Origin of the sequence: Kitasatospora sp. NPDC088861 (assembly GCF_044750105.1) — a bacterium.
GTDB lineage: Bacteria > Actinomycetota > Actinomycetes > Streptomycetales > Streptomycetaceae > Kitasatospora.
Map to the genome: position 1 here is coordinate 493,085 of NZ_JBIVJF010000003.1, position 25,809 is coordinate 518,893.

The 25,809-nt window shown below is 73.5% G+C and carries 21 protein-coding genes; 16 read left to right on the forward strand and 5 right to left on the reverse strand.

Going from position 1 to position 25,809, the window contains the following annotated elements:
- Positions 1-16 precede the first annotated feature (16 nt).
- Positions 17-658, reverse strand: a complete 642-nt coding sequence (locus tag ACIP37_RS08965; protein WP_400805647.1) for a DUF4126 domain-containing protein — start codon at positions 656-658, stop codon at positions 17-19.
- 583 nt (positions 659-1,241) lie between these two features.
- Between ACIP37_RS08965 and ACIP37_RS08970 the strand changes: the two genes are divergently transcribed.
- The 3 genes from ACIP37_RS08970 (at position 1,242) to ACIP37_RS08980 (ending at position 3,406) form a co-directional block, all read left to right on the forward strand.
- Positions 1,242-1,808 (forward strand): SAV_6107 family HEPN domain-containing protein, encoded by a 567-nt coding sequence (locus tag ACIP37_RS08970; RefSeq protein ID WP_400805702.1) that lies wholly within the window; start codon positions 1,242-1,244, stop codon positions 1,806-1,808.
- A 45-nt stretch (positions 1,809-1,853) separates the two neighbouring features.
- Complete coding sequence (locus ACIP37_RS08975) at positions 1,854-2,606, forward strand: methyltransferase domain-containing protein (protein WP_363378597.1); 753 nt, start codon at positions 1,854-1,856, stop codon at positions 2,604-2,606.
- 410 nt (positions 2,607-3,016) lie between these two features.
- A complete protein-coding gene (locus ACIP37_RS08980) occupies positions 3,017-3,406 on the forward strand; it encodes a DUF3040 domain-containing protein (RefSeq protein ID WP_350884379.1) in 390 nt (129 codons plus the stop codon).
- A 122-nt stretch (positions 3,407-3,528) separates the two neighbouring features.
- On the opposite strand, the gene ACIP37_RS08985 is transcribed toward ACIP37_RS08980, so the two are convergent.
- The 4 genes from ACIP37_RS08985 to ACIP37_RS09000 form a co-directional block, all read right to left on the reverse strand.
- On the reverse strand, positions 3,529-5,982 hold the full coding sequence (locus tag ACIP37_RS08985) for a transglutaminaseTgpA domain-containing protein (protein ID WP_400805650.1): 2,454 nt from the start codon (positions 5,980-5,982) through the stop codon (positions 3,529-3,531).
- Positions 5,979-7,301 (reverse strand): DUF58 domain-containing protein, encoded by a 1,323-nt coding sequence (locus ACIP37_RS08990; RefSeq protein WP_400805652.1) that lies wholly within the window; start codon positions 7,299-7,301, stop codon positions 5,979-5,981. Before ACIP37_RS08990 ends, ACIP37_RS08985 begins: the two co-directional genes overlap by 4 nt.
- 1 nt (position 7,302) lies before the next feature.
- Positions 7,303-8,247 (reverse strand): MoxR family ATPase, encoded by a 945-nt coding sequence (locus ACIP37_RS08995; protein WP_363583028.1) that lies wholly within the window; start codon positions 8,245-8,247, stop codon positions 7,303-7,305.
- A 373-nt stretch (positions 8,248-8,620) separates the two neighbouring features.
- Positions 8,621-9,163, reverse strand: coding sequence for a carbonic anhydrase (locus ACIP37_RS09000; RefSeq protein WP_063347243.1), 543 nt, complete (start codon positions 9,161-9,163; stop codon positions 8,621-8,623).
- A 563-nt stretch (positions 9,164-9,726) separates the two neighbouring features.
- Between ACIP37_RS09000 and rsmH the strand changes: the two genes are divergently transcribed.
- From rsmH to ACIP37_RS09065, 13 genes are all read left to right on the forward strand, one after another.
- A complete protein-coding gene (rsmH, locus tag ACIP37_RS09005) occupies positions 9,727-10,701 on the forward strand; it encodes a 16S rRNA (cytosine(1402)-N(4))-methyltransferase RsmH (protein ID WP_363582932.1) in 975 nt (324 codons plus the stop codon).
- Positions 10,702-10,834: 133 nt separating this feature from the next.
- Positions 10,835-11,329 (forward strand): hypothetical protein, encoded by a 495-nt coding sequence (locus ACIP37_RS09010; RefSeq protein ID WP_400805655.1) that lies wholly within the window; start codon positions 10,835-10,837, stop codon positions 11,327-11,329.
- A complete protein-coding gene (locus ACIP37_RS09015) occupies positions 11,326-13,515 on the forward strand; it encodes a peptidoglycan D,D-transpeptidase FtsI family protein (RefSeq protein ID WP_400805657.1) in 2,190 nt (729 codons plus the stop codon). The genes ACIP37_RS09010 and ACIP37_RS09015 overlap by 4 nt, the downstream gene beginning before the upstream one ends.
- A 6-nt stretch (positions 13,516-13,521) precedes the next feature.
- Positions 13,522-15,174 (forward strand): UDP-N-acetylmuramoyl-L-alanyl-D-glutamate--2,6-diaminopimelate ligase, encoded by a 1,653-nt coding sequence (locus tag ACIP37_RS09020; RefSeq protein WP_079135533.1) that lies wholly within the window; start codon positions 13,522-13,524, stop codon positions 15,172-15,174.
- A complete protein-coding gene (gene murF, locus ACIP37_RS09025) occupies positions 15,171-16,574 on the forward strand; it encodes a UDP-N-acetylmuramoyl-tripeptide--D-alanyl-D-alanine ligase (protein WP_363582926.1) in 1,404 nt (467 codons plus the stop codon). The genes ACIP37_RS09020 and murF overlap by 4 nt, the downstream gene beginning before the upstream one ends.
- A complete protein-coding gene (gene mraY / locus ACIP37_RS09030; RefSeq protein WP_350884360.1) occupies positions 16,574-17,635 on the forward strand; it encodes a phospho-N-acetylmuramoyl-pentapeptide-transferase in 1,062 nt (353 codons plus the stop codon). The genes murF and mraY overlap by 1 nt, the downstream gene beginning before the upstream one ends.
- The gene (murD, locus tag ACIP37_RS09035) at positions 17,632-19,119 is read left to right on the forward strand and encodes a UDP-N-acetylmuramoyl-L-alanine--D-glutamate ligase (RefSeq protein WP_363628777.1); all 1,488 of its coding nucleotides are present in this window, start codon (positions 17,632-17,634) and stop codon (positions 19,117-19,119) included. The genes mraY and murD overlap by 4 nt, the downstream gene beginning before the upstream one ends.
- A gap of 131 nt (positions 19,120-19,250) precedes the next feature.
- On the forward strand, positions 19,251-20,558 hold the full coding sequence (gene ftsW / locus ACIP37_RS09040) for a putative lipid II flippase FtsW (protein ID WP_371516659.1): 1,308 nt from the start codon (positions 19,251-19,253) through the stop codon (positions 20,556-20,558).
- Positions 20,559-20,564: 6 nt separating this feature from the next.
- On the forward strand, positions 20,565-21,671 hold the full coding sequence (gene murG / locus ACIP37_RS09045) for an undecaprenyldiphospho-muramoylpentapeptide beta-N-acetylglucosaminyltransferase (protein ID WP_063347235.1): 1,107 nt from the start codon (positions 20,565-20,567) through the stop codon (positions 21,669-21,671).
- Positions 21,664-22,440 carry an FtsQ-type POTRA domain-containing protein gene (locus ACIP37_RS09050; protein ID WP_363582922.1) on the forward strand — a complete coding sequence of 259 codons (777 nt, stop codon included), beginning with the start codon at positions 21,664-21,666 and terminating at the stop codon, positions 22,438-22,440. Before murG ends, ACIP37_RS09050 begins: the two co-directional genes overlap by 8 nt.
- A 363-nt stretch (positions 22,441-22,803) precedes the next feature.
- A complete protein-coding gene (gene ftsZ / locus ACIP37_RS09055; RefSeq protein ID WP_363582920.1) occupies positions 22,804-24,018 on the forward strand; it encodes a cell division protein FtsZ in 1,215 nt (404 codons plus the stop codon).
- Positions 24,015-24,746, forward strand: a complete 732-nt coding sequence (pgeF, locus tag ACIP37_RS09060; protein WP_363582918.1) for a peptidoglycan editing factor PgeF — start codon at positions 24,015-24,017, stop codon at positions 24,744-24,746. Before ftsZ ends, pgeF begins: the two co-directional genes overlap by 4 nt.
- Complete coding sequence (locus tag ACIP37_RS09065; protein ID WP_079135532.1) at positions 24,746-25,552, forward strand: YggS family pyridoxal phosphate-dependent enzyme; 807 nt, start codon at positions 24,746-24,748, stop codon at positions 25,550-25,552. Before pgeF ends, ACIP37_RS09065 begins: the two co-directional genes overlap by 1 nt.
- Positions 25,553-25,809: the final 257 nt, after the last annotated feature.

Below are 25,809 nucleotides of genomic sequence, written 5' to 3' on the forward strand. Positions count from 1 at the left end.
CGGGCGGGCGCCGTCCTCAGCGCCGCGGGACGTACGGCCGGTCCGCCTCCTGCCCGCGGGCGGCGGACCCGGCGTCGCGGGCGGCGCGGCGTTCGCGGCGGCGGGCCCGGAAGGCGCGGATCCGGTTGACCGCGAACCAGACCAGCAGCAGGCCGACGGCGAGCAGGACGGCGGCGATCGAGGCGGCCAGCCAGGGGTGGAAGATCGCCAGGGATACCAGCCCGGCCACCGACAGGTCCTCCGCCATGCTGACCGCGATGTTGCTGGCCGGTTCGGGCGAGGTGTTGACCGCCATCCGCAGCGAGGCCTTGACCAGGTGGCTGACCAGCGCCGTGGTGCCGCCCATCGCGCCCGCCGCGACCTCGCCGAGCGAGCCCGGGTCGGTGCTCGCGATCAGCGCGCCGACGGTGGCGCCCGCGATCGGCCGGATCACGGTGTGCACGGAGTCCCAGAGGCTGTCGACGAACGGGATCTTGTCGGCCACCGCCTCCAGCAGGAACAGTACGGCGGCCGCGACCAGCACGTCGGTGCGCTCCAGTGCGGGCGGTACCGAGTCCGCGCCGCCGAAGCGGCCCAGCAGTCCGAGCAGCAGCACCACCGCGTAGGCGTTGATGCCGCTGGCGAGTCCGCTGGTGAAGATCAGCGGCACGATCGTCATGGCTTCCCCCTCCTCATCGCTTTCCCCCTCCTTCTCGTGGCCGTGGCCGGTCCGCCCCGGCCACGGCCGTACCGTACCCGGACGTGCCGGGTCGGCCCGCCGGTTCCGGCCACGGCCGGGTCCGGGGCCGACGGATCTGAGTACGCGTACTCAGATCCGGGGTTGAGTACGTCAGCGGATGGCCCGCCGACCTGCCGGGACGGGAGAGTGGTGGCACCGGGACGGCGGCGCGTCGGGCGCCCCGCCCCGGGTGGCGGATCCGTCCGCCCAGCCGGCAGATGAGGGGTCGGCGGGGCGGCGGCGGAGGTCCGCCGCGGGAGCCGGTCACGGGCCTCGCACCGCCGACACGGGGCGGCGGAGCGGGCCGGGGGGAGACCGGCCACCGGAAGGGGGAGCTGGCCACCGCCGCCTGTGGGGAACGGCGGAGCGGCGGCGTACGGCGGCGGCACAGGACCTGGGGGGACAGGCCGGTGCCCGCCGCCGCTCACCCGTTTCGGGCCGCGTTGTCAGTGGTCCCGTTCACGATGGAGGGGCACGGACCGCCCGGTCCGCGCGCTGCCTCGGAACGGGGGAGACCATGACCATCAGCCGTCCTGAGCCCGTCACCGCCCGCCTCCACTCCGCCGCCCCGCCGTCCTCCCCGGGCGGGCGCCCGGGTGGCGGGGACGTCCACCCCGTGCTGCGCCGGACCGCCGCGCCGCCGGCCGCCCTCGACCTGCTCGCCGACGCCCACCGCACGCTCGCCCGGGCCCGCGTGTTGGAGGACCCGCTGGAGCGGTACGCCACCGCCCACCTGGCCGCGCTGCGCACGGTGGCGGCCGTGCTCGCGGTGCGGGGGCGGCCGGAGAAGAGCCCGCGCCGGCGCAAGGCCATCCGCAGTGCCTGGGAGGTGCTGCCCGAGGTGGCCCCCGAGCTGGCCGAGTGGGCGCTCTACTACGGCGCCGGCGCCCGCCGCCGGGCGGCCGCCGAGGCCGGGATCAGGGGTGCCGCCTCGGCCCGTGACGCCGACGACCTGGTCCGCAACTCCGCCCTGTTCCTGCGCCTGGTCGAGCGCCTGCTCGGCCTGCGCCCGACCCCGCCGGCCCCGCGGCTGCCGCTGGACGGCGACGACCCGCCGGGGGTGACGGGCCCCGCCACCCGCCCGGTCTAAGGTGGAGGCATCCTGATCGATCTGCATGTGCCGAGGAGCCCCGCCTTGTACCCGACGCGTCCCCGCAGTGCCCTGCGTACCGCCGTGGTGTGGGAGGTGGTGCGGGCCGCCCTGGAGAAGCGGGCGGCCGAGCTGGACCAGCCGGTGCTCGACGTGGTCGACACCGGTGGCGGCACCGGCAACTTCGCCGTGCCGGTGGCCAAGCTCGGCCACCGGGTCACCGTGGTCGACCCCAGCCCGGACGCGCTGTTCGCGCTGGAGCGCCGGGCCGCCGAGGCCGGGGTGACGGAGCTGGTCCGGGCCGTCCAGGGCGACACCCAGACGCTGCCCGAGCTGGTCGCCCCCGGCACCGTGGACGCGGTGCTCTGCCACGGCGTGCTGGAGGTCGTGGACGACCCGGCGGAGGCGCTCGGCAGCCTGGCCGGCACCCTGCGCCGGGGCGGCCTGGTCAGCCTGCTGGCCGCCAACCGCAACGGCGCCGTGCTGGCCCGCGCGCTGGCCGGCCACTTCACCGAGGCCCGTACGGTGCTGTCCGCGACCGACGGCCGCTGGGGCGAGCAGGACCCGATGCCGCGCCGCTTCACCGGCGAGGAGCTGGGCCGGCTGGCCGAGGGCGCGGGTCTGCGGGTGGAGTCGGTGCACGGCGTCCGGGTCTTCGCCGACCTGGTCCCCGGGGTGCTGGTGGACGCCGAGCCGGGCGCGATGGAGGCGCTGCTGAAGCTGGAGGAGGCCGCCGCCGAGCAGCCCGCGTTCCACGCCGTGGCGACCCAGCTGCACCTGCTGGCCACCCTGGCCTGAGCGGCCGCGGGACCGCCCGCCGCCGTACGGTTCGCACACCGTGCGGCGGCAGTTCGCCTTCCGGACGCCCCCCGGCCTCGTCCGGGTGGTCCCGAACCTGCCCAGGTCCGGACCGATTCCACCCGTTCGGGCACTTGTCCGCGTCCCGTGGCGTTGAGCCGGGTGCGGCCGTGCCCGGTCGAAGTGGCCCGTCCCACGCGGCGCAGACCACTCCGTAACGGGCCCACGGACCGTATGATCTGGGTAAAGCCGGAAAGCATGACAGCCGGATGCGTGGGGCATATGGACGACACGGGCCGGGTCCCCCCGCACAGGCGTCCGACCGTGTGCCCCGAAGGCTGATTGGACTTTGCCTCCCCGACCGGGGTGGCGGACCGGTCGCACCCGCGACCGACGAGTAGGAGGACTCCGTGCCGCTCTCGGAGCACGAGCAGCGACTGCTCGACCAGATGGAGCGAGCGCTGTATGCCGAAGATCCCAAATTCGCGACGGCGCTTGAGGGAACCGGGCTGCGCACCTACACCCGCCGGCGGGTGTACCTGGCCGTTGCCGGCTTCGTGGTGGGCATCGGCCTGCTGATGGGCGGCATGGTCGTCCCCGACCAGATCTGGGTCAGCGTCGTGGGCTTCCTGGTGATGCTCGGGTGCGCGGTGTTCGCCGTGACCGGCTGGCGCCGCGGCCCCGCCGGCCAGGGCTCCGGCCCCCGGCCGGCCGCCGCGCCCCGCCGCAAGGCCGGGATGATGGACCGGGTGGAACAGCGCTGGCAGCGTCGTCGGGACGAGCAGGCCGGCGGCTTCTGAGCCGCGCACGGCACGCCCGCCGGGGCGCGCACACGCTGGACGAACGCCGGGGCGGGCAGTCGATCGACTGCCCGCCCCGGCGTTCCCGCGTCCGCGCGACGGCCCGTTCGCCCGGGCCCCGCTCAGGACTCCCTGGAGGCCTGCTCGGACTCCGGCTTGCGCTTGCGCCGGGAGACCACCCGCCGCACCGGGCCGGTGACCGCGGCGGACACCCGGCCGACGCTGGTGCCGACCGCCTCCCGGGCCGCCCGCAGGGCGTCCGAGATCCGCCACCACAGCTGGGCCGAGGACGGCGGCAGCAGCACCGCCCTGGTCCGCCCGGCCCGGCCGGCGGTGGCCCGCAGGCCCTGCCGGGCGGTCCGGACGTCCGCCGACAGCGGGGCGGTGGTGACCTGGCCGGCCGGGGCGTAGAGCACCCGTTCGGTGGCCAGCGCCAGCCGCCCGGCGGCCGCCGCCGAGTCCGCGTCCAGCTCGGCCTTCTCGGTGATCCGCCGGGCGGCCGAGCGCGGGGTGCGTGACTCGTCCGGGGGAATTCCGAGGTCCCAGGCGGAGTCGATCAGTTCGTCCCAGGCGGCCAGCACCTGGGCGTCGGTGAGCTCGGCCGGGCCGCCGCCGGGGCCGCGCCGGCCGCCGGGGCCGAGCCGGCGCCGGCGCAGCGCCGACCGCCAGAGCATCGGCACCAGCAGCAGCGCGATCACCAGCACCACCACGGCGGCGCTGCCCAGGACCTGCCCGGACAGCAGCCAGGAGTCCTCGGCGGCGCTGCTGACGGCCTTGCTCCTGCCGCCGCACTCACCCAGCTGGCGCTGCTTCGCGTCGCAGTCCTTGCTGTCGGTCGGCGCCGCGACCGGCGCCGAGCTCTGCGCGGAGGCGGTCGGCTGCTGGGTCGGCGCGGTGGTCGGGGTGGTGGACTGCTCGGTGTAGCGGGGCTGGACGCCGCGGCTCGGGGTGGGCTCGAAGCGCAGCCAGCCGTAGCCCGAGAAGTACAGCTCGGGCCAGGCGTGGTACATCCGGCCGGTCACCGAGTAGACGTTGCCGCCCTTGGCGTCGCCGGGGGTGAAGCCGACGGCCACCCGGGACGGGATCTTCAGGGTGCGGGCCATCGCCGCCATGGTGGAGGCGAAGTGGACGCAGAAGCCCTTGCGGTCGCGCAGGAAGACCGCGATCGCGTTGCTGCCGGTGCCGCCGTTGACCGCGGTGTCGTACTGGAACTGCGGGCCGGTGAACCAGCTCACCAGCGCCATCGCCCGGTCGTAGTCGTTCGTCGCCTTGGCGGTGACCTCGTGGGCCTGCTGCGCGACGACCGGCGGGAGGTCCTGGGGGAGGCCGGTGTAGTGGTCCCGGATGTCCTGCGGCGCGGTCGACGCGGTGCGCAGCTCGTTCGCGGTGGGCCGCACGTCCAGCGCGCTGACGTGGTAGCGCAGGCTGCGGATCGCCCGGTCGTTGGTCGGCAGGACGGTGCGGGTGAGCGGGTCGAGCTTCCAGTCGGACCGGTTGGGGACCTGGACGGAGGCGGCCGGGTAGGGCATCGGCAGCCAGCTCTTCTCCAGCCGGTCGCTGATCTGGAAGTCGCCCTCGATCCGGGGGAGGTTGGCGTCCCGCAGGCCCTCGGGGGCGGGGAAGGAGGACGGGAGGTCGTTGACCGTGGTGCTGCCGAGCCGCCAGTTGGTGCCGTCGAACTGGTCCAGCGCCCCGGTGCGCAGGTAGATCTGGTCGGCGATCTCGCTGTCCAGGGTGTAGCTGAGCAGTTCGTTGTTGGTGGGCTTGGTGACCGCCGACTCCAGGCTGACCAGCGGGTCGAGGCTGGTGGCCGACCCGATGGAGCTCTTGCCCGAGGACCCGCCGGAGTCGGGGCTCAGCAGGCCGGAGTCCCAGTGCGGCAGGACGACCGGCAGCAGCAGCGCCGCGACCAGCGCGAGGACGCCGACCTGCTGGCCGCCCGGGCTGACCCGGCCGGAGCTCGTCCCGTCGCGCGAGCCGCCGTGGAAGACCCGGCCCCAGCGGGAGACCCGGTCCTGCCCCTCGGCGAACAGCAGCACCAGGTAGCCGGCCGACGCCAGGGCGAACCAGAGCCAGCTGCCGTGGTCCCCGGAGAGCCCGTTGCCGACCGAGTACAGCGCCAGCAGCGGCAGCCCGGCCAGCGCCGAGCGCCGGTACGTCACCGCGACGGTGTCCACCACGACGGCGACCAGGCCGACCGAGGCGACCAGGATCAGCCGCAGGCCGGGGTTGGGCGGCGCCGGGATGGCGTACACCTGGATGTCGTCCAGGCCGGAGTTGATGACGTGGTCGAGGGCGCGCAGCGAGGACGGCCCGGGCACCACGCCGCCCAGCAGCGAGCCGGAGCCGGCGAAGCCGATCAGGATCAGCAGGAACAGCACCAGCAGTTGGCCGACGGGCACCGTCCAGCGGTACAGCGGGGCCCGCCGCAGGCCCGCGCCGACCGCCGCGATCACCGCGATCACCAGGAAGGCGTGGGTGATCCAGCTCCTGGTGGTGAGCAGCGGGGTCAGGCAGAGCGACGCGAGGGCGGTGGCCAGCGCCGAGTAGACGGTCAGTTTGGCCCGGGTGGTCACGCGCCGGCCTCTTCTCGGTAGGGGGAGGTCGTCTTGGCGCCGTCGGCGGCCTGCCAGAGGTCCGGGACGGAGTCCCCGGAGCTGACCGGCAGGACGGTCCAGCCGGCCTCGCGCAGCTGCCGGACCCGGTTGCGGAACTCGTCGCCGCCGGTGTCGGGGGCGAGCATCCGCAGGCCCGCCCAGGTGCCGGTGTCGAGGAGGAACGCGACGGCCCCGCCGGTGCGGCTGCGCAGCCGGGCCAGCCGGGCGGTCTGCGCCTCGTCGAGTTCGCCGAGCACGGCGACCAGCAGTCCCTCGCCGCCGGCGCGCAGCGGCTCCTCTGCGCGGGAGAGGCCGGCGCCGTCGGACAGGTCGGCCACCGCGAGCGCGTCCAGGATCAGCCCGGAGGCGTCGGCCGCGGTGTTGCCGCCGCCGGCGCCGGTGCCGGGCACCCACTGGCCGGTATCGGTGAGCAGCTGGGTCTGGTAGCCGCGCTCCAGCAGGTGCACGGCGACCGAGGCGGCGCAGCTCACGGCCCACTCGAAGGAGGAGGCGGGGCCGATGCCGCGGTGGCCGATCTCCCGGGTGTCCAGCAGGACGGTCGCGCGGGCCCGCTGCGGCTGCTCCTCGCGGCGCACCATCAGTTCGCCGTACCGGGCGGTGGACTTCCAGTGCACCCGGCGCAGGTCGTCGCCGGGCCGGTACTCGCGCAGGATCACGTCGTCGTCGCCGGCCAGCGCCAGGGTGCGGGCACGGCTCTCGCCCTGGCCGCCCCACTCGCCGCTCAGCCGCACGTGCGGCAGGGCCTGGACCTGGGGGACGACGGTGAGGACGTCGGAGGCGGAGAAGGAACGGTTCACCTCGCACATCCCGAACGGGTCGGACAGCCGCAGCTGGAGCGGCCCGAGCGGGTAGCGGCCGCGCAGGTCGGAGCGGACCCGGTAGGAGACCTCGCGGTGGCCGCGCGGCTCGACCCGGTCCAGCACGAAGCGCGGGCGCGGCCCGAGCACGTACGGGACCTTGTCCTCCAGGAGCAGCAGCCCGGTGGGCACCCGGGAGACGTTGTCGACCCGCAGGTGGACCCGGGCCTCCTGGCCGGCCACCGCGCGACGCGGGCTCAGCCGGCGGCCGCTGGCCACCCGGTAGCGGGTGTTGGCGACCACCAGCGCGGCGGCCAGCGGCAGCGCGGCGAGCAGCACGCCGACGCGCAGCAGCGCGTCCTGGTCGAGCAGGTAGGCGCAGCCGACCGCGGTGACGCCGGCGGCGAGGAAGGAGCGCCCCCGGGTGGTGAGGCCGCGCAGCCCGGTCCGCAGTCCTGACGTCGGGTCGGACGGGGCCACCTCAGCCCCTCCGGACGGCCGGGCCGCCCTGCGGGCGCGGCAGCGGCAGCCGGGCGACCAGGTCGGTCACGATCTGCTCGGCGGTGCGGCGGCTGAGCTGGGTCTCGGCGGTCGGCATCAGGCGGTGCGCGAGGACGGGCACGGCCAGGCGCTGGATGTCGTCCGGGGTGACGTAGTCGCGCCCGTCGAGCGCGGCGGCGGCGCGGGCGGCCCGGACCAGGTGCAGGGTGGCGCGCGGCGAGGCACCCAGACGCAGCTCGTGGCTGGTTCGGGTGGCGCCGACCAGGTCGACGGCGTAGCGGCGGACCGGGTCGGCGATGTGCACGCTGCGCACCAGGTCGACCAGCTTGAGGATGTCGGCGGCGTGCGCCACCGGCTGGAGGTCCTCCAGGGGGCTGGCGCCGGAGTGCACGTCGAGCATCGCGAACTCGGCCTCGGGGCTGGGGTAGCCGATCGAGATCCGGGCCATGAAACGGTCCCGCTGGGCCTCCGGCAGGGGGTAGGTGCCCTCCATCTCGACCGGGTTCTGGGTGGCCACGACCATGAACGGCGAGGGCAGCTCGTAGCTGGTGCCGTCGATGGTGACCTGGCGTTCCTCCATCGACTCCAGCAGCGCGGACTGGGTCTTGGGCGAGGCGCGGTTGATCTCGTCGCCGACCACGATCTGCGCGAAGATCGCGCCCGGGCGGAACTCGAAGTCGCGCTGGTGCTGGTCGTAGATGTTGGTGCCGGTGACGTCCGAGGGCAGCAGGTCGGGCGTGAACTGGATGCGGCGGACGGTGCAGTCGACCGAGCGGGCGAGCGCCTTGGCCAGCATGGTCTTGCCGACGCCGGGCACGTCCTCCAGCAGCAGGTGGCCCTCGGCGAGCAGGACGGTCAGTGCGACCCGGACGGCCTCCGGCTTGCCCTCGATCACGCTCTCGATGTTGGCGCGGATCCGGTCCACGACCGCGGCGAGCTCGGGAAGTCCGGCCCGGTGGTACCCGTCCGTCCCCTGGCCGCCCCCCGCAGGACTGCCGAGACCGGCCTGATCGCTGTAGCTCGTCACCCGTATACGCTCCCTGGCACCCTGTGCCCGCCTCACCCCGAGGCCGGACCCCACCCCATGCTTGACGCGGCCTTCCCGGGGGCGGTTCCGTCGGGAATCCGGTGCCGGGGTAGCGGCCTGCGGCCTGGCCGCCCCAGGTGGTTCGGGGTCTGACCGGCAGGCGCATTCTCCCCTGACCGGTGACCAGAAGTCACCCTCGGGACGGCCCCGGATGCCCGGACGCCGTTGGCCGGGCGGTGCGCGGTGCGGGGCGGTGGTGCGGGTACGGGGTTCAGTGGATTTCGCGCAGGAGCCCGGTGTGGACGTCGAAGACGAAGCCGCGGACGTCGTCGGTGTGCAGCAGGAAGGGCGAGGTGCGGACCCGCTGCATGGACTGGCGGACGTCGCCGTCGAGGTCGACGAAGGCCTCCACCGCCCACTGCGGGCGCTGGCCGACCTCCAGCTCCAGCTCGCGGCGGAAGTCCTCGGTCAGCCCGAGCAGGCCGCAGCCGGTGTGGTGGATCAGCGCGACCGAGCGGGTGCCGAGGGCGCGCTGACTGATGGTGAGGGAGCGGATGGTGTCGTCGGTGACGACGCCGCCCGCGTTGCGGATGACGTGGGCGTCGCCCAGTTCGAGGCCGAGCGCCGCGAACAGGTCGAGGCGGGCGTCCATGCACGCCACCACGGCGATCTTCTGGACCGGGCGGGCGTCCATGCCGCCGTCCCGGAAGGTCACGGCGTACTCGCGGTTGTCCGTGACGAAGCGGTCGATGATGGCGGGTCGCGGGGAGTCGGCAGCGTCGGTCGGCGTCGGCCGGTCGGGGGTCACTGTCATGGTGGCGACGTTAGTGCGATTCGGGCGTCCGCGGTGGGGAGGAGAGCTACAGATCGGGCCGCTGTGATCGAGCGCATAGCCACAACAGGCGGACCGTTCCACGCGTTCGGGAGGGTTTGTCCGGGCTGGTCCCGGAGCGCCCGCGGGGCGGGTGCGCGGGTGGGGCGCGCGGCCGCTCCCGCGGGCCCCCGGCCGGCACCTCCGCGGGGCCACTCCCATGGCTGCGACCTGCGGTGATCCGTACCGCCGCCCGGGTGGTGCGCCGGAGCGGACCATTGACTGGCGGGGCCCGCGCGATAGAGTTTGCGGCGCAGTGGAGCACACCCGCCGGATCCCGTCAACCGGGCTTTTCCGGCCTGGGTGGCCCGGTTGATGCGGCCCGTGGCCTCCACCCGCTCCGTGCCCACCTGGCGCACCTTCCCCGGCGCCGGGCGGTCACGATCTTCCCCCTGGAGCGGGCGGGGACCACGGGCCGCGTCGTCGCGTCGTGCAGTGGTGGGCGAGAATGGTCGGAGCTCCCGGTCGTCGGGCTGCTCCGCACCTGAGGAAGGGCGCCACCGCGCATGACCACCAACGATCCGGGCCCCAAGCACGTTCCGGTCATGCTGCAGCGGTGCATGGACGCCCTGGCTCCGGCGATCTCGCGCCCCGGGGCGGTGGTGGTGGACGCCACCCTCGGCCTCGGCGGGCACAGCGAGGCGCTGCTCACCCAGTTCCCCGAGGTGCGGCTGGTCGCGGTGGACCGCGACCCGCAGGCGCTGAAGCTCTCCGGCGAGCGGCTGGCGCCCTTCGGAGACCGGGCCACCCTGGTGCACGCCGTCTACGACGAGATCCCCGAGGTGCTGGAGCGCCTGGACATCGACCGGGTGGACGGCGTCCTGTTCGACCTCGGCGTCTCCTCGATGCAGCTGGACGAGGCCGATCGCGGTTTCGCGTACGCGCAGGACGCGCCGCTGGACATGCGGATGGACCAGACCCGGGGGATCAGCGCGGCGGAGGTGTTGAACACCTACAGCCACGGTGCCCTGGCCCGGATCCTCAAGGTCTACGGCGAGGAGCGGTTCGCCGGGAAGATCGCCTCGGTGATCCTCCGGGAGCGGGAGAAGGAACCGTTCACCAACAGCGCGCGTCTGGTCGAGTTGGTGCGGAACGCCATTCCGGCGGCGACCCGCCGGACCGGCGGGAACCCGGCCAAGCGGACGTTCCAGGCGCTGCGGATCGAGGTCAACGGCGAGTTGGAGGTCCTGGACCGGGCGATTCCCGGTGCGCTGGAGGCCTTGGCGATCGGCGGTCGGATGGTCGTGATGTCCTACCAGTCGCTGGAAGACCGGCTGGTGAAGCAGTACTTCGCCGCCGGGTCGACCAACACCGCGCCGCCGGGGCTGCCGTTCATCCCGGAGGAGCACCAGCCCTGGCTCAAGCTGATCACCCGTGGTGCCGAGCTGGCCACGGAGGAGGAGATCGAGGAGAACCGGCGCGCCGCGCCCGTACGGCTGCGGGTGGCGGAGAGGATCAGGGACCGTAGCAAGCGGGGCTGAAACGTTGGCCCCGGCGGGGTCCGAAGGGCGGAGGAGAGCAGTGGGGCCGGTGGCCGGTGGGGTCCGGGCGGGGCGGGGATCGTTCCCCGGACAGGGCAGGGCGCGGATCACGGTCCGGCCGGGGCGGCGTCCGGTGCGGGGCCGCACGCCGTTCGCGGTGCTCGTGGTGGTGCTGCTCGCGGCGGGGCTGCTCGGGCTGCTGGCGCTGAACACGGCGCTCAACGAGGGCTCCTTCGAACTGTCCCGGCTGCAGAAGCAGACCACCGTGGCGACCGACGAGAAGCAGGGCCTCCAGCACCAGATCGACCAGAGCTCGGCGCCGGACGCGTTGGCGCGGCGGGCCGCCGAGCTGGGCATGGTCCCGGCCGGCGGGATGGCCTTCCTGGACGTCCCGAACGGCGGCAAGGTGATCGGCACGCCCGGACCGGCGCAGGACAGCCCGCCGGTCAAGCGCTCGACGGTCGACCCGTGGCCGATGAAGCAGCCGGCGCCGAGCGCCCCGGCGGGTGCGCCCCCGGCGAGCGCCCCCCCGGGCGCGCCGAGCCCGGCGGCGACGGCCGGTGACTCCGTGGTCCAGATCAACCCGGCCCCCCCGGCCGCGCCGTCGACCGGAGGTGCGGGCCGATGAGCACGCCACGTCAGCCGTCCGGAGGCTCCGGCAACGGCCGCCGCCAGCCGCCCAAGGGCGCCGCGCCCCGCGCGGCCGCGCCGCGCGGCCAGTCCGCCGGCAAGGCCCAGCCCGCGAAGGGGCAGCCCGCGAAGGGACAACCCGTCAAGGGACAGTCCGCGAAGGGGCAGCCGGCCAAGGGCCAGCCCGCCAAGGCCGCCGCCGCCCGTACACCCCGGGCACCGCAGCAGCGCCGCCCCGAGGGCCGCCCGCCGGCCCGGAGCCAGGCCGCCGTCCGGCCGCGCCGCCCGCTGCGCCCCAAGGCGCTCCGGCTGGCCGAGCCCAAGCGCCGCCTGCGGGTGATCACCGTGGTGATGTCGCTGGTGTTCTCGGTGTTCGCCGGCCGCCTGGTGCAGCTCCAGCTGCTGGACTCCGACGCGCTGGCCGCCGACGCCAACACCAACCGCTACCTGAACATCCCGATCACCGCCGAGCGCGGCTCGATAACGTCCTCCGACGGGGTGGCGCTGGCCGCCACCGTCGACGCGTACGACATCACCGCCGACCCGGCGATGTTCACCCCGGCGGCGACCGGCATCCCGGACGCCCCGGAGCAGGCGGCCGCCCTGCTGGCGCCGATCCTCGGCGTGCCCAAGGACAAGATCGCCGCCGACCTGCACACCCCCAAGACCCGCTACAAGCGGCTCGCCGCCCAGCAGACCCCGGCCACCAAGAGCCAGATCAGCGACCTCAAGGCGGGCCTGGAGAAGCAGGCCGGCTCGCGGACCTGCCAGGCCCAGAAGCGGCTGCTGACCAAGGCCGCCGACCAGGGCGGACGCACCCGGGTCGACAACGAGTGCGCCAACCCGCTGGCCGGGGTGTTCAACCGGGAGACCCAGAAGCGGATCTACCCCGCCGACGGCCTGGCCGCCAACCTGGTCGGCTTCGTCAACGGTGAGGGCGAGGGCGCCGGCGGCCTGGAGCTCCAGTACCAGAAGCAGCTGGCCGGCAAGGACGGGCACAGCAGCTACGCCCAGGCGGGCGGCCGGCTGGTGCCCACCGCCGGGGGCTCGATGGACCCGGCCGTGCCCGGCACCGACGTGAAGCTGACCATCAACCGGGACATCCAGTGGGCCGCCCAGCGGGCGCTCACCGACCAGGTCGCCAACTCCGGGGCGGAGAAGGGCTACGTCGTCGTCCAGGACGTGAAGACCGGTCAGGTCCTGGCGATGGCCACCGCGCCCGGCTTCAACCCGAACGACCTGAGCACCGCCAAGCAGTCCCAGATGGGCAACGCCGCGCTGGTCGACGCGTACGAGCCGGGCAGCACCGCCAAGCTGATGAGCCTGGCCGCCGTCCTGGACACCGGCAAGGCCAACTGGGACACCAAGGTCACCGTGCCCAACCGGCTGGTCCGGGCCGGCCAGCAGTTCAAGGACGACGTCGAGCACGGCGACTGGTACCTGACCCTGGCCGGGGTGCTGGCCAAGTCCTCCAACATCGGCACCATCGAGGCGGTCGAGACCCTCGGCGCCGACCAGTCGGAGGTCAACAAGACGCTGGACGGCTACATGCGCAAGTTCGGCGTGGGCCAGCCGACCGGTCTGAACTTCCCCGGCGAGACCCCTGGGATGCTCAAGAAGCCGGGGGACCTGGTCGCCTCGGAGAAGTACAACATCGCCTTCGGCCAGGGCCCGCTGCAGATGAACGCGCTGCAGGCCACCTCGGTGTACTCGACCATCGCCAACGGCGGCGTCCGGGTCGCGCCCAGCATCGTCCAGGGCACCACCAGCCCGGACGGCAAGTACACCGCGACCCCGCCGGGCGAGCAGACCCAGGTGGTCAGCGAACAGACCGCCAAGACCCTCACCTCGATGCTGGAGTCGGTCGTCGACGACGAGCAGGGCACCGGCGGCAAGGCCGCCATCCCCGGCTACCGGGTCGCCGGCAAGACCGGCACCGCCAACCGGGGGGCCGCCAACGGCAAGGGCTACGACGGCTACACCGCCTCCTTCATCGGCTTCGCCCCCGCCGACGCCCCCCGGTACACCGTCTCCTGCACCCTCCAGGGGCCGGTCAACGGCCACTTCGGCGGCCAGCTGTGCGGACCGGTGTTCAAGCAGGTGATGGAGTTCACCCTGAAGACCATGCAGGTCCCGCCCAGCGGCAGCCAGGCGCCCAACCTGCCCGTCGAGTGGAAGCCGTGAGCGAGTATGAGCAACGAGCGGGTCGGGCCGGACGGCGGCGCGGCGAAGGGCCGGTTTGGCCCTGGACACCCTTCGGCGGATAGCCTTCCCGCCGTGCCGAAACCCGATCAAATCACCGTGAGTCCGCCCCGCCCGGCCGGGACCGCCGCCCTGCCGCTCGCCGAACTGGCCCGCCAGCTGGGCCTCGATCCCGTCGAGGGGGGCCTCGTCAGCGGCGTCACCCACGACTCCCGGGCGGTGCGCCCCGGCGACGTGTACGTGGCCTTCCCCGGCGCCAACCACCACGGCGCGGCCTTCGCGGCCCAGGCCGCGGCGGCGGGCGCGGCGGCGCTGCTCACCGACCCGGCCGGCGCCGAGCTGGCGGCCGGCACCGGCCTGCCGCTGCTGGTCGTCGACCGGCCGCGGGCCCGGATGGGCGAGCTCGCGGCAGCCGTCTACGGCCGCCCCTCCGAGCGGCTGCTGATGATCGGGCTGACCGGCACCAACGGCAAGACCACCACGTCCTACCTGGTCGAGGGCGGCCTGCTCGGCGCCGGGCGCGCCCCCGGGGTGATCGGCACCGTCGAGATGCGGGTCGGCGACGAGCGGATCAAGAGCGAGCGCACCACCCCCGAGGCCACCGACCTGCACGCGATCCTCGGCGTGATGGCCGAGCGCGGCGCGGACGCGGTGACCATGGAGGTCTCCAGCCACGCGCTGGTCTACGGCCGCACCGACGGGGTGACGTACGACGTCTCCCTGTTCAACAACCTCACCCCCGAGCACCTCGACTTCCACCCGGACATGGAGGACTACTTCCAGGCGAAGGCCCGGCTCTTCCAGCCCGGCAAGTCCCGCCACGGCGTGGTCAACGTGGACGACGAGTACGGCCGCCGGCTGGCCGCCGAGGCCAAGATCCCGGTGACCACCTTCTCCGCCACCGGCGCCGTCGAGGCCGACTGGCGGGCCGTGGACGTCCAGCTCGGCCCGGTCGGCTCCACCTTCCGGGTGCTCGGCCCGGACGGCGCCGAGGCCGACGCGGCCGTGCCGCTGCCCGGCCCGTTCAACGTGGCCAACGCGCTCGCCGCGATCACCCTGCTGGTCGCCGCCGGCCTGCCGCTGGAGCGGGCCGTGGCCGGCGTCGCCGCGGTGCCCGGCGTGCCGGGCCGGCTGGAGCGGGTGGACGCCGGGCAGGCGTTCGTCGCCGTGGTCGACTACGCGCACAAGCCGGACGCCCTCCAGGCCGTCCTCGGCTCGCTGCGCGAGGTCACCAAGGGCCGGCTGCACGTCGTCGTCGGCTGCGGCGGAGACCGGGACCCGCACAAGCGCGGCCCGATGGGCGCCATCGCCGCCCGGCTCGCCGACACCGCCCTGCTGACCAGCGACAACCCGCGCAGCGAAGACCCGCTGGCGATCCTCGCCAGCATGCTGACCGGCGCCGCCGCGGTGCCCGAGGCCGAGCGCGGGACCGTCCTGGTCGTCCCCGACCGGGCCGAGGCGATCCGGATCGCCGTCGCCCGCGCCCACGCCGGGGACACCGTGCTGGTGGCCGGCAAGGGCCACGAACTTGGCCAGTACGTACGAGACGAGATCCGCCCCTTCGACGACCGGGAGGTGCTGCGCGAATCCATCACGCAGACCACGGCCGCCCGGGGCGACCGAGGAGTAGAGCAGCAGTGATCGCACTGACCCTCGCCGAGGTGGCCGCCGCAGTCGGGGGCACCCTGGACGGCGCCGACCCCGGCGCCCTGGTGACCGGCCCGGTCGAGGTCGACTCGCGGAAGGTGCGCCCCGGCGGCCTGTTCGCGGCCTTCGTCGGCGAGCGCGTGGACGGCCACGACTACGCGGACGTCGCGGTCGGGGCCGGCGCCGTCGCGGTGCTGGCCGACCGCCCGGTCGGCGTGCCCGCCGTCCTGGTCGACAGTGTGGTGGACGCGCTCGGCAAGCTGGCCCGGGCCGTGGTCGCCCGCGCCGAGGGCACCGCCGTCGTCGCGCTGACCGGCTCGGCCGGCAAGACCAGCACCAAGGACCTGATCGCCCAGCTGCTGCAGCGCCTCGGCGACACGGTCTACCCGCCCGGCTCGCTCAACAACGAGATCGGCCACCCGATGACCGCGCTGCGGGTCGAGCCCGGCACCCGGCACCTGGTCATGGAGATGGGCGCCCGGCACAAGGGCGACATCGAGTACCTCACCTCGATCACCCCGCCCCGGATCGGAGTGGTGCTGAACGTCGGCACCGCGCACGTCGGCGAGTTCGGCTCGCAGGAGGCGATCGCCGAGGCCAAGGGCGAACTCGTCGAGGCGCTGCCCGCCGACGGCGCCGCGATCCTCAACGCGGACGACCGGCTGGTGCGCGCGATGGCCGGCCGTACCAGGGCGAAGGTGGTCCTGTTCGGGGAATCCCCGGATGCCCACGTCCGGGCGACGAACGTTCGGCTGGACGCCGCCGGACGGCCATCCTTCACGCTCACCACCCCGGCCGGTTCCGCGCCCGTGCAGCTGCGCCTGTACGGTGAGCACCACGTCTCGAACGCCCTCGCCGCCGCTGCGGTGGCGGTGGAGCTCGGGATGTCCGTCGACGACACCGCGACCGCCCTGGGCGAAGCGGGTGCGCTGTCCCGCTGGCGCATGGAGGTCGTCGACCGGGCCGATGGTGTCACCGTCGTCAACGACGCCTACAACGCGAACCCCGACTCGATGCGGGCCGCGCTGCGGGCGCTGGTCTCGATGGGGGGACGCGGCCCGGAGCGCCGCCGCACCTGGGCGGTGCTCGGCGAGATGCGGGAGCTCGGCGAGGAGAGCCTGGCCGAGCACGACGCCATCGGGCGGCTCGCCGTCCGACTGGACGTCACCAAGCTGGTGGCGGTCGGTGGACGCGAGGCGGCCTGCATGGAACTCGGCGCGAGGAACGAAGGTTCGTGGGGTGAGGAGTCGGTGCTGGTGTCCGACGCGGACGCGGCGGTCGAGCTGCTGCGCAGTCAACTTCGGCCGGGGGATGTGGTCCTGGTGAAGGCGTCCCGTTCGGTGGGGCTGGAGAAGGTGGCCGAGGCCCTCCTCTCGGACGGTGTGGCCGCGTAATGAAGCAGATCCTCTTCTCCGGCATGATCGGCCTGATCCTGTCGCTGGTCGGTACCCCCGCCCTGATCAAGCTGCTCGCCCGGCAGGGCTACGGCCAGTACATCCGCGACGACGGGCCGAAGGCGCACCACAGCAAGAAGGGCACGCCCACCATGGGCGGCATCGCCTTCATCCTGGCGACCCTGATCGCCTACTTCGGGACCAAGGCGATAACGGGCGAGAGCCCGACGGCCTCCGGCCTGCTGGTGCTCTTCCTGACGACCGGTCTGGGCCTGGTCGGCTTCCTGGACGACTACATCAAGGTGGTCAAGCGCCGCTCGCTCGGTCTGCGGGCCAAGGCGAAGCTGGCCGGCCAGTCCATCGTCGGCCTGGCCTTCGCCGTGCTGGCGCTGCAGTTCCAGGACGACCGCGGGCTCACCCCGGCGTCCCAGCACCTGTCCTTCGTCCGGGACTACGGCTGGTCGATCGGCCCCGTGCTGTTCGTCATCTTCGCCTACTTCATGATCGCCGCGACCTCCAACGGCGTGAACCTGACGGACGGTCTGGACGGCCTTGCCACCGGTGCCTCGGTGATGGCCTTCGGCGCCTACACCTTCATCGGCGTCTGGGAGTACGGGCAGAGCTGCGCCTACTCCGTCACCGCGACCGTCAGCTGCTACGACGTCCGCGACCCGCTGGACCTCGCGGTGGTCGCCGCCGCCCTGATGGGCTCCTGCTTCGGCTTCCTCTGGTGGAACACCTCGCCCGCCAAGATCTTCATGGGCGACACCGGCTCGCTCGCCCTCGGCGGCGCCCTGGCCGGTCTGGCGATCTGCTCGCGCACCGAGCTGCTGCTGATCCTGCTCGGCGGCCTCTTCATGATCATCACCCTGTCGGTGATCATCCAGGTCGGCTCGTTCCGGATGACCGGCAAGCGCGTCTTCAAGATGGCGCCACTGCAGCACCACTTCGAACTCAAGGGCTGGAGCGAAGTCCTGGTCGTGGTCCGGTTCTGGATCATCCAGGGACTCTGCGTGGCCGTCGGCCTCGGCCTCTTCTACGCGGGATACCGGACCGGATGACGAACCCTGACTTTGCGAACCTGCCCGTCGTCGTCGCCGGGCTCGGCGTCTCCGGCATCAGCGCCGCGCGCGTCCTGCACGGCCTCGGCGCCCACGTCACCGTGGTGGACGGCGGCAGCGGCGCGGGCCTGACCGCCCGGGCCGCCGAGCTGGAGGCGCTCGGCGTCACCGTCCGCCTCGGCGACGGCGACAGCCTGCCCGAGGGCACCCGGCTGGTCGTCACCTCGCCCGGCTGGGCGCCCGACCGTCCGCTGTTCGCCGCCGCCGCGGCGGCCGGCATCGAGGTCTGGGGCGACGTCGAACTCGCCTGGCGCCTGCGCCGGCCGCTGCCCGCCACCGGCGAGCCCGCCCCCTGGCTGGCCGTCACCGGCACCAACGGCAAGACCACCACCGTCCAGATGCTCGCCTCGATCCTCACCGCCGCCGGGAAGCGCACCGCCGCCGTCGGCAACGTCGGGGTGTCGGTCCTGGACGCGGTCCTCGCCGAGGAGCCGTACGACGTGCTCGCCGTCGAGCTCTCCAGCTACCAGCTGCACTGGGCGCCCTCGCTGCGCCCGCACTCGGCGGTCGTGCTCAACCTGGCCCCCGACCACCTCGACTGGCACGGCTCGATGGAGGCGTACGCCGCCGACAAGGGCCGGATCTACCAGGGCAACACCGTCGCCTGCGTGTACAACCTGGCCGACCCGGCCACCGAGGCGCTGGTCCGCGAGGCCGACGTCGAGGAGGGCTGCCGGGCGATCGGCTTCGGCCTCGGCGCGCCCGCCCTGTCGAACCTCGGCGTGGTGGACGGGCTGCTGGTGGACCGCGCGTTCGTGGCCGACCGGGCCAAGAACGCGGCCGAGCTGGGCACCGTCGAGGACGTCAGCCCACCCGTCGCCCACCACCACCCTTCCGAGGAAGGCGCTGCGCGCCGCCCCGCTGCCCCGCACAACATCGCCAACGCGCTCGCCGCGGCGGCGCTGGCCCGGGCGTACGGCGTCGAGCCGAAGGCCGTCCGCGAGGGCCTGCGGGCCTTCCGCCCGGACGCCCACCGGATCGCCGAGGTCGGCGTGGTCGGCGAGGTCACCTACGTCGACGACTCCAAGGCCACCAACACCCACGCCGCCGCCGCCTCGCTGGCCGCCTTCCGGCCGGTCGTCTGGATCGCCGGCGGCCTGGCCAAGGGCGCGACCTTCGACGACCTGGTCCAGGGCGCGGCCGGGCGGCTGCGCGCCGCCGTGCTGATCGGCGAGGACCGCGCGCTGATCCGGGAGGCGCTGGAGCGACACGCTCCGGATGTCCCGGTGATCGAGGCGGCCGAGGGCCAGACTGGCGCGGTGGCGATGGCGGAGGTCGTCCGGACGGCCGCCTCGCTCGCCCGGCCGGGTGACACGGTGCTGCTGGCACCGGCCTGCGCCTCGATGGACATGTTCACCAACTACGGCGAGCGCGGCGACCTCTTCGCCGCCGCGGTCCGGCAGCTGGCGGACCGCGGGGAGTGAGCCGAAGGGCCGTACCGGGCCGGAGCGGCCCGGCGGCGGGTGAGCCGTGAAGAGAGAGTGAGCGGGGAGTGGCTGGGCAGGGCAGGGCGGGTTCCGGAGCACCGGAGCGGGAGGCCGCCGAGCCGTGGCGCGTGATCTCGGCCACCACGACCAAGTACAAGTCGGCCGGACCGCTGGCCCGGGTACGGGCCTTCCGGTACCGGGTGCGGTACTGGCTGGACCGGCCGCTCACGCCCTACCTGCTCGTCATCGGCACGACGCTGCTGCTGGTGGTGCTCGGCCTGATGATGGTCTTCTCGGCCTCGCAGATCCTCGCCCTGGGCCAGCACCACTCGGCGCAGTACTACTTCCTCAAGCAGCTGATCGCGGCCATCCTCGGCCTGGTCCTGCTGATCGGCTTCGCCTCCGTGCCGCTGGCGGTGCTGCGGGTGATCGTCTACCCGGTGATGTTCGGGGTGATCGGCGCGCTCGCGCTGGTCGCCGTACCCGGCATCGGGGTGCGGATCAACGGCAACCAGAACTGGCTGGACTTCGGCTTCTTCCAGTTCCAGCCCTCGGAGTTCGCCAAGCTCGCGCTGGTGCTCTGGGGCGCCGACCTGCTCGCCCGCAAGCAGAAGGCCGGCACCCTCACCACCTGGAAGCACCTGCTCGTCCCGCTGGTGCCGGGCGCCCTGCTGCTGCTCGCGCTGATCATGCTCGGCGGCGACATGGGCACCTCGATGATCCTGGTGGCGATGCTGTTCGCGCTGCTCTGGATGGTCGGCGCGCCGCTGCGGCTGTTCGTGGCCACCGTCGGGGTGGCCGTGGTCGTCTGCACCGCGCTGGTGATCACCGTCCCGCACCGGGCGGAGCGCCTGGGCTGCATCGGCGTCACCAAGCCCGACCCGGACGGGGCCTGCTTCCAGGCGCTGCACGGCGTGTACTCGTTCGCGCTCGGCGGAGGCTTCGGCACCGGTCTCGGTGCCGGCGTGGAGAAATGGGGCCAGCTGCCCGAGGCGCACACCGACTTCATCTTCGCCGCGACCGGCGAGGAACTGGGCCTGGTGGGGACGCTGTCGGTGATCGGTCTCTTCGCGGCACTAGGCTACGCGGGTATCCGTGTGGCCATCGGTACGAAGGACCCCTTCGTCAGGTACGCCGCGGGAGCCGCCACCACCTGGATCATGGCGCAGGCCATGATCAACCTGGGGTCGGCGCTGGGACTGCTGCCTATCGCGGGCGTCCCGCTCCCGCTGTTCTCCTACGGCGGTTCCGCCATGCTGTCGGCCATGTCCGCGATCGGTGTGCTGCTGTGCCTGGCGCGCAGCACCTCGGGCGCGAAGGCGGCGCTGGCCGCCCGGAGCAAGAACTCCCGGATCAGGAGACGACTGGCCCGGGTGCTGCCACGACGACGAACCACAGCGCGCCCGGCCCCGGGGCCGGCACGCAGGGAGCGGTGAATTTCGGTGCATGTCGTACTCGCCGGCGGGGGGACCGCCGGTCACATCGAGCCGGCGCTGGCCCTCGCGGACGCCCTCCGCAGGCACGACCCGTCCATCGGGATCACCGCCCTGGGAACCGAGCGCGGACTGGAGACCCGGCTGGTGCCGGAACGCGGCTACCAGCTGGAGCTGATTCCGGCCGTCCCGCTGCCCCGCAAGCCCACCCCCGAGCTGATCACCGTCCCCGGCCGGCTGCGCGGCACCGTCCGGGCCGCCCAGGAGATCATCGAGCGGGTCAACGCGGACGCCGTGGTCGGCTTCGGCGGCTACGTCGCGATGCCCGCCTACCTGGCCGCCAAGCGGGCCGGCGTGCCGATCGTGGTGCACGAGGCGAACGCCCGTCCGGGCCTGGCCAACAAGATCGGCGCCCGCTACACGGACTTCGTCGCGGTCTCCACGCCGGACAGCAAGCTGCGCGACTCCCGGTACATCGGCATCCCGCTGCGCCGGACCATCGCCACCCTGGACCGGGGCGCCGCCAGGCCGGAGGCCCGGCACTACTTCGGCCTCGACCAGCGGCTGCCCACCCTGCTGGTCTCCGGCGGGTCCCAGGGCGCGCGCCGGCTCAACGAGGTGGTCACCGCGATCGCCCCGCGGCTCCAGCAGTACGGCGTGCAGATCCTGCACGCCGTCGGCCCGAAGAACGAGCTGCCGCAGGTCGAGGACATCCCCGGGATGCCGCCGTACCGCGCGGTGCCGTACGTCGACCGGATGGACCTCGCCTACGCGGCGGCGGACCTGATGCTCTGCCGGGCCGGCGCCATGACCGTCGCCGAGCTGGCCGCCGTCGGGCTGCCCGCCGCGTTCGTCCCGCTGCCGATCGGCAACGGCGAGCAGCGGCTGAACGCCCAGCCGATGGTCAAGGCCGGCGGCGGCCTGCTGGTGGACGACGCCGAGCTGACCCCGGAGTGGGTGCTGCAGAACGTGCTGCCGGTGCTCACCGACCCGCAGCGGCTGTGGGACATGAGCCGGGCCGCCGCCGAGTTCGGCCGCCGGGACGCCGACGACCTGCTGGTCGGCATGGTCTACGAGGCGATCCAGGCCTCCCGCGGCGGTCGCCGCCGTGGCTGACGGCCGGCTCGCCGACCCGCTGGAGGAAGAGCTGGAGGCCGAGGAGTCCGCTCCTCGGCTCCGGCTCTCCCGGCGGGGCATCGTGGTGCTGAGCGTGCTCGGCGCCGCGGTGCTGGGCGTGCTGGCCTGGGTGGTGTTCTTCTCCTCGGTGCTGGACGTGCGCGAGGTCGCGGTCCAGGGGCCGAAGGACGAGAAGCTGACGGCGGACCAGGTCCGCGAGGCGATCGGCGGGATCGGTGACGGCCCGCTGGCCAGAGTGGACCTGGACGCCGTCCAGCGCCGGGTGGAGGCGATCCCCCGGGTGGCGAAGGCCGAGGTGTGGCGGGGCTGGCCGCACACCCTGCGGGTGAAGGTCGTCCAGCGCACGGCGGTGGCCGCCGTCAAGGGGGAGGACGGTCAGTTCACCCAGGTGGACGCCGCCGGCGTGAGCTTCGCCACCGAGGCGGCCCCGCCGGAGGGGGTGCCGGTGGTGGAACTGCGGCTCAGTCAGCAGGCCAAGGACGCGGACGGGGTGATCTCCCGTTCGCAGCTGGTTCAGGGCGCGGTGTCGGTGGCCGCCGGACTGCCGCCCGAGGTGGCGAAGCGGGCCGGAGCGGTGCTGGTGCACTCGTACGACGATATTCAGCTGCAGCTCAGCGGGGGTGCGACGGTGCGTTGGGGGAGCCCGGAGCAGACCGACCGCAAGGCCCGGACGCTGGTCGCGTTGATGGCTCAGAAGGGCTCGAACTTCGACGTGAGTGCGCCGGAGGCGCCGGCGGTGTCGGGATGATCCGGTAGGTTCTGTGCCTGAGGGAGGGGTTGACGCTGTGAAGTGTCGGCCCGACCCTTGGTGGTCACCCCGGTTTCATGTGCCGGCCGATGATCACATAGGCTCAAAAGAAAAGGGGAAGCTCGGCGTGTTCGTTGAAACACGTGCCTGGAGCCACCTAGTGTCCTGTGTCACCAGACTGTGCCCCCTGGTGATGTGACGGAGGCACAGGACTAACCCTAAAGGTCAAGTTTAGGGTTGGGGTCGGCGGTCGGCATTTCGGACATTCAGTCGGAAACCAGGCTCCCTACCCATCGACATCCGTCGGTACGATCCCCCGTCGGGTCGGGCCGACCCGGAAATTCGAGGCGAGAGGCCTTCGACGTGGCAGCACCGCAGAACTACCTCGCAGTCATCAAGGTCGTCGGAATCGGCGGCGGTGGTGTCAACGCCATCAACCGGATGATCGAGGTCGGTCTCAAGGGCGTCGAGTTCATCGCGATCAACACCGATGCGCAGGCCCTCCTGATGAGCGACGCCGACGTCAAGCTCGATGTGGGCCGTGAACTCACCCGGGGCCTCGGCGCCGGCGCCAACCCCGAGGTCGGCCGCAAGGCCGCCGAGGACCACCGCGAGGAGATCGAGGAGGTCCTCAAGGGGGCCGACATGGTCTTCGTCACCGCGGGTGAGGGTGGTGGCACGGGTACGGGCGGCGCGCCCGTGGTCGCCAACATCGCCCGTTCGCTCGGCGCCCTGACCATCGGCGTGGTCACCCGCCCCTTCACCTTCGAGGGCCGCCGCCGCGCCAACCAGGCCGAGGACGGCATCGCGAGCCTGCGCGAAGAGGTCGACACCCTCATCGTGATCCCCAACGACCGGCTGCTGTCCATCTCGGACCGCCAGGTCAGCGTGCTCGACGCGTTCCGCTCGGCCGACCAGGTCCTGCTCTCCGGTGTCCAGGGCATCACCGACCTGATCACCACCCCCGGCCTGATCAACCTCGACTTCGCCGACGTCAAGTCCGTCATGTCGGAGGCCGGTTCGGCGCTCATGGGCATCGGTTCGGCCCGCGGCGAGGACCGTGCCAAGGCGGCCGCCGTGATGGCGATCTCCTCGCCGCTGCTGGAGGCCTCGATCGACGGCGCCCGCGGCGTGCTGCTCTCCATCTCGGGCGGCTCCGACCTCGGCCTGTTCGAGATCAACGAGTCGGCCCAGCTGGTCAGCGAGGCCGCGCACCCCGAGGCCAACATCATCTTCGGCGCGGTCATCGACGACGCGCTCGGCGACGAGGTCCGGGTCACCGTCATCGCGGCCGGCTTCGACGGCGGGCAGCCGCCGGCGATCGTCCGCGACCCGGTGGTCAAGGCCACCCCCGCCGCGTCGGCCACGCCGCCGGCCGCCCCGGAGCGCCCGGCCACCCGGCCGTCCTACGGGAGCATCGGCTCGGTGACGTCGCGTTCGGAGGGGGAGACCCACGCCGCGCCGCGCGCCACCGAGACCGTGACCACCGCCCCGGTGCCGCCGCAGGTGCAGCCGGTCCGGCAGCCGTTCGTCGAGAGCCCGGCGGAGGAGCTCGACGTCCCGGATTTCCTTAAGTGATCGATCACGCCGTACGCGCGGGTGCTCACTTCGCCTTCACCGACAGGTGGGGCGGGGTGAGCACTTCGCCGTACGGGGAGCTCAACCTCGGCGGGGCGGTGGGGGACGACCCGGAGACCGTCCGGGAGAACCGGGCGATCGCCGCCGGGGAGCTCGGGCTCGACCCGGCCGACGTGGTCTGGATGAACCAGGTGCACGGCGCGCGGGTCGCCGTGGTGACGCAGCGCCAGTCGCCGGGGGACGTCCCCACGGTGGACGCGGTGGTCACCGACCGGCCGCTCGCGCTCGCCGTCCTGACCGCCGACTGCACTCCGGTGCTGCTGGCCGACCCGGTGGCGGGTGTGGTGGGCGCGGCCCACGCGGGCCGGCCCGGGCTGGCGGCCGGGGTGGTGCCCGCGGTCCTGCGGGCGATGGTCGAACTGGGGGCCGAACCCGGCCGGATCGCCGCGGCCACCGGCCCGTCGGTCTGCGGCCGGTGCTACGAGGTGCCGGCCGACCTGCGGGCGGAGGTCGCCGCGGTGGTGCCCGCCGCGTTCGCCGAGACCTCCTGGGGAACACCGGCGCTGGACGTGGCCGAGGGGGTCGCGGCCCAGCTGGCCGCCGCCGGGGTCACCGGGTTGGTGCGGTCACCGGTCTGCACCCTCGAATCCGCGGATCACTACTCCTATCGCCGCGAGCAGCGCACCGGCCGGCTCGCGAGCTACGTCTGGTTGGGCTCTGATCATTGATGACGAACGACATCTACGGACCGTTCCCGGGGAGTCGCGGCGGCCTTCCCGACCAGAGCTGGCTGGAGACCCTGACGGAGGGGCAGCGGGCCCGGTACGAGGAGCTGGGGACCAACCTCGACGTGGTCGAGCGGAGGATCGCCGACGCCTGTGCGGCTGCCGGACGGCCGCGCGACGAGGTCACCCTGGTCGTCGTCACCAAGACCTACCCCGCCGAGGACACCGCGCTGTTGGCCGGACTGGGTGTGACGGATGTCGCGGAGAACCGCGACCAGGACGCCGCACCCAAGGCAGAGCAGTGCAGAAACCTTCCTCTTGACTGGCACTTCGTCGGACAGCTGCAGACCAACAAGGTCCGCTCGGTCGTCCGGTACGCGAACCACGTGCACTCGGTGGACCGGCTGCGGCTGGTCGGGTCGCTCTCCGCGGCGGTGCTCAAGTCCGAGCGCCCGGAGCTGGGTTGCCTGGTGCAGGTGGCCCTGGACAAGGAGCACGGCGAGGGGGCCCACCGGGCCGGCGTCGCCCCGGAGGACGTCGCGGAACTCACGGACGCGATCGCCGACACGCCCGGACTGCGGCTGGACGGTGTGATGACCGTCGCTCCGTTGGCCGGTCCGCTCGCCGGAGACCCGCTCCGTGCCTTCGAGCGGCTGACGGAAATCGCAACCGCAGTACGCACGACCCATCCTGCTGCCACCATGGTCTCCGCGGGAATGAGCGGTGACCTTGAGCAGGCGATTGCCGCCGGGGCGACACATGTGCGCGTCGGAACGGCGGTACTCGGAGTGAGGTCACCCCTCAGGTAACGTCACCGGGTAGTAGATCAGACTGCAGGACAAAATAGGACAGAATCTAGCAGCTCCTCGGAGCGCTAGCGAACCGTGGATCGCAGCTCCGCGGCCCCCACCCCACGAACTCTGACCGGCCGTCGGCCTGACGGGCCGTCGTGGGTGGACCGCGGAATCCGCAGGCAGGGCCGCACGGCCTGGCCGCCGGGACGGAGTCGGTCCGCACGGAGCGAGCAGAGCGAGCGACCATCGGAAGGTGCGCGTTTCGCGAAGCC

What these genes read in the sequence shown, in the direction of transcription:
- ACIP37_RS09015 (WP_400805657.1), top strand. Translation starts at nt 11,326, where the DNA reads ATGAGCACGCCACGTCAGCCGTCCGGAGGCTCCGGCAACGGCCGCCGC.
- ACIP37_RS09065 (WP_079135532.1), top strand. Translation starts at nt 24,746, where the DNA reads ATGACGAACGACATCTACGGACCGTTCCCGGGGAGTCGCGGCGGCCTT.
- ACIP37_RS08965 (WP_400805647.1), bottom strand. Translation starts at nt 658, where the DNA reads ATGACGATCGTGCCGCTGATCTTCACCAGCGGACTCGCCAGCGGCATC.
- ACIP37_RS09000 (WP_063347243.1), bottom strand. Translation starts at nt 9,163, where the DNA reads ATGACAGTGACCCCCGACCGGCCGACGCCGACCGACGCTGCCGACTCC.
- mraY (WP_350884360.1), top strand. Translation starts at nt 16,574, where the DNA reads ATGAAGCAGATCCTCTTCTCCGGCATGATCGGCCTGATCCTGTCGCTG.
- ACIP37_RS09020 (WP_079135533.1), top strand. Translation starts at nt 13,522, where the DNA reads ATGAGCAACGAGCGGGTCGGGCCGGACGGCGGCGCGGCGAAGGGCCGG.
- rsmH (WP_363582932.1), top strand. Translation starts at nt 9,727, where the DNA reads ATGACCACCAACGATCCGGGCCCCAAGCACGTTCCGGTCATGCTGCAG.
- murD (WP_363628777.1), top strand. Translation starts at nt 17,632, where the DNA reads ATGACGAACCCTGACTTTGCGAACCTGCCCGTCGTCGTCGCCGGGCTC.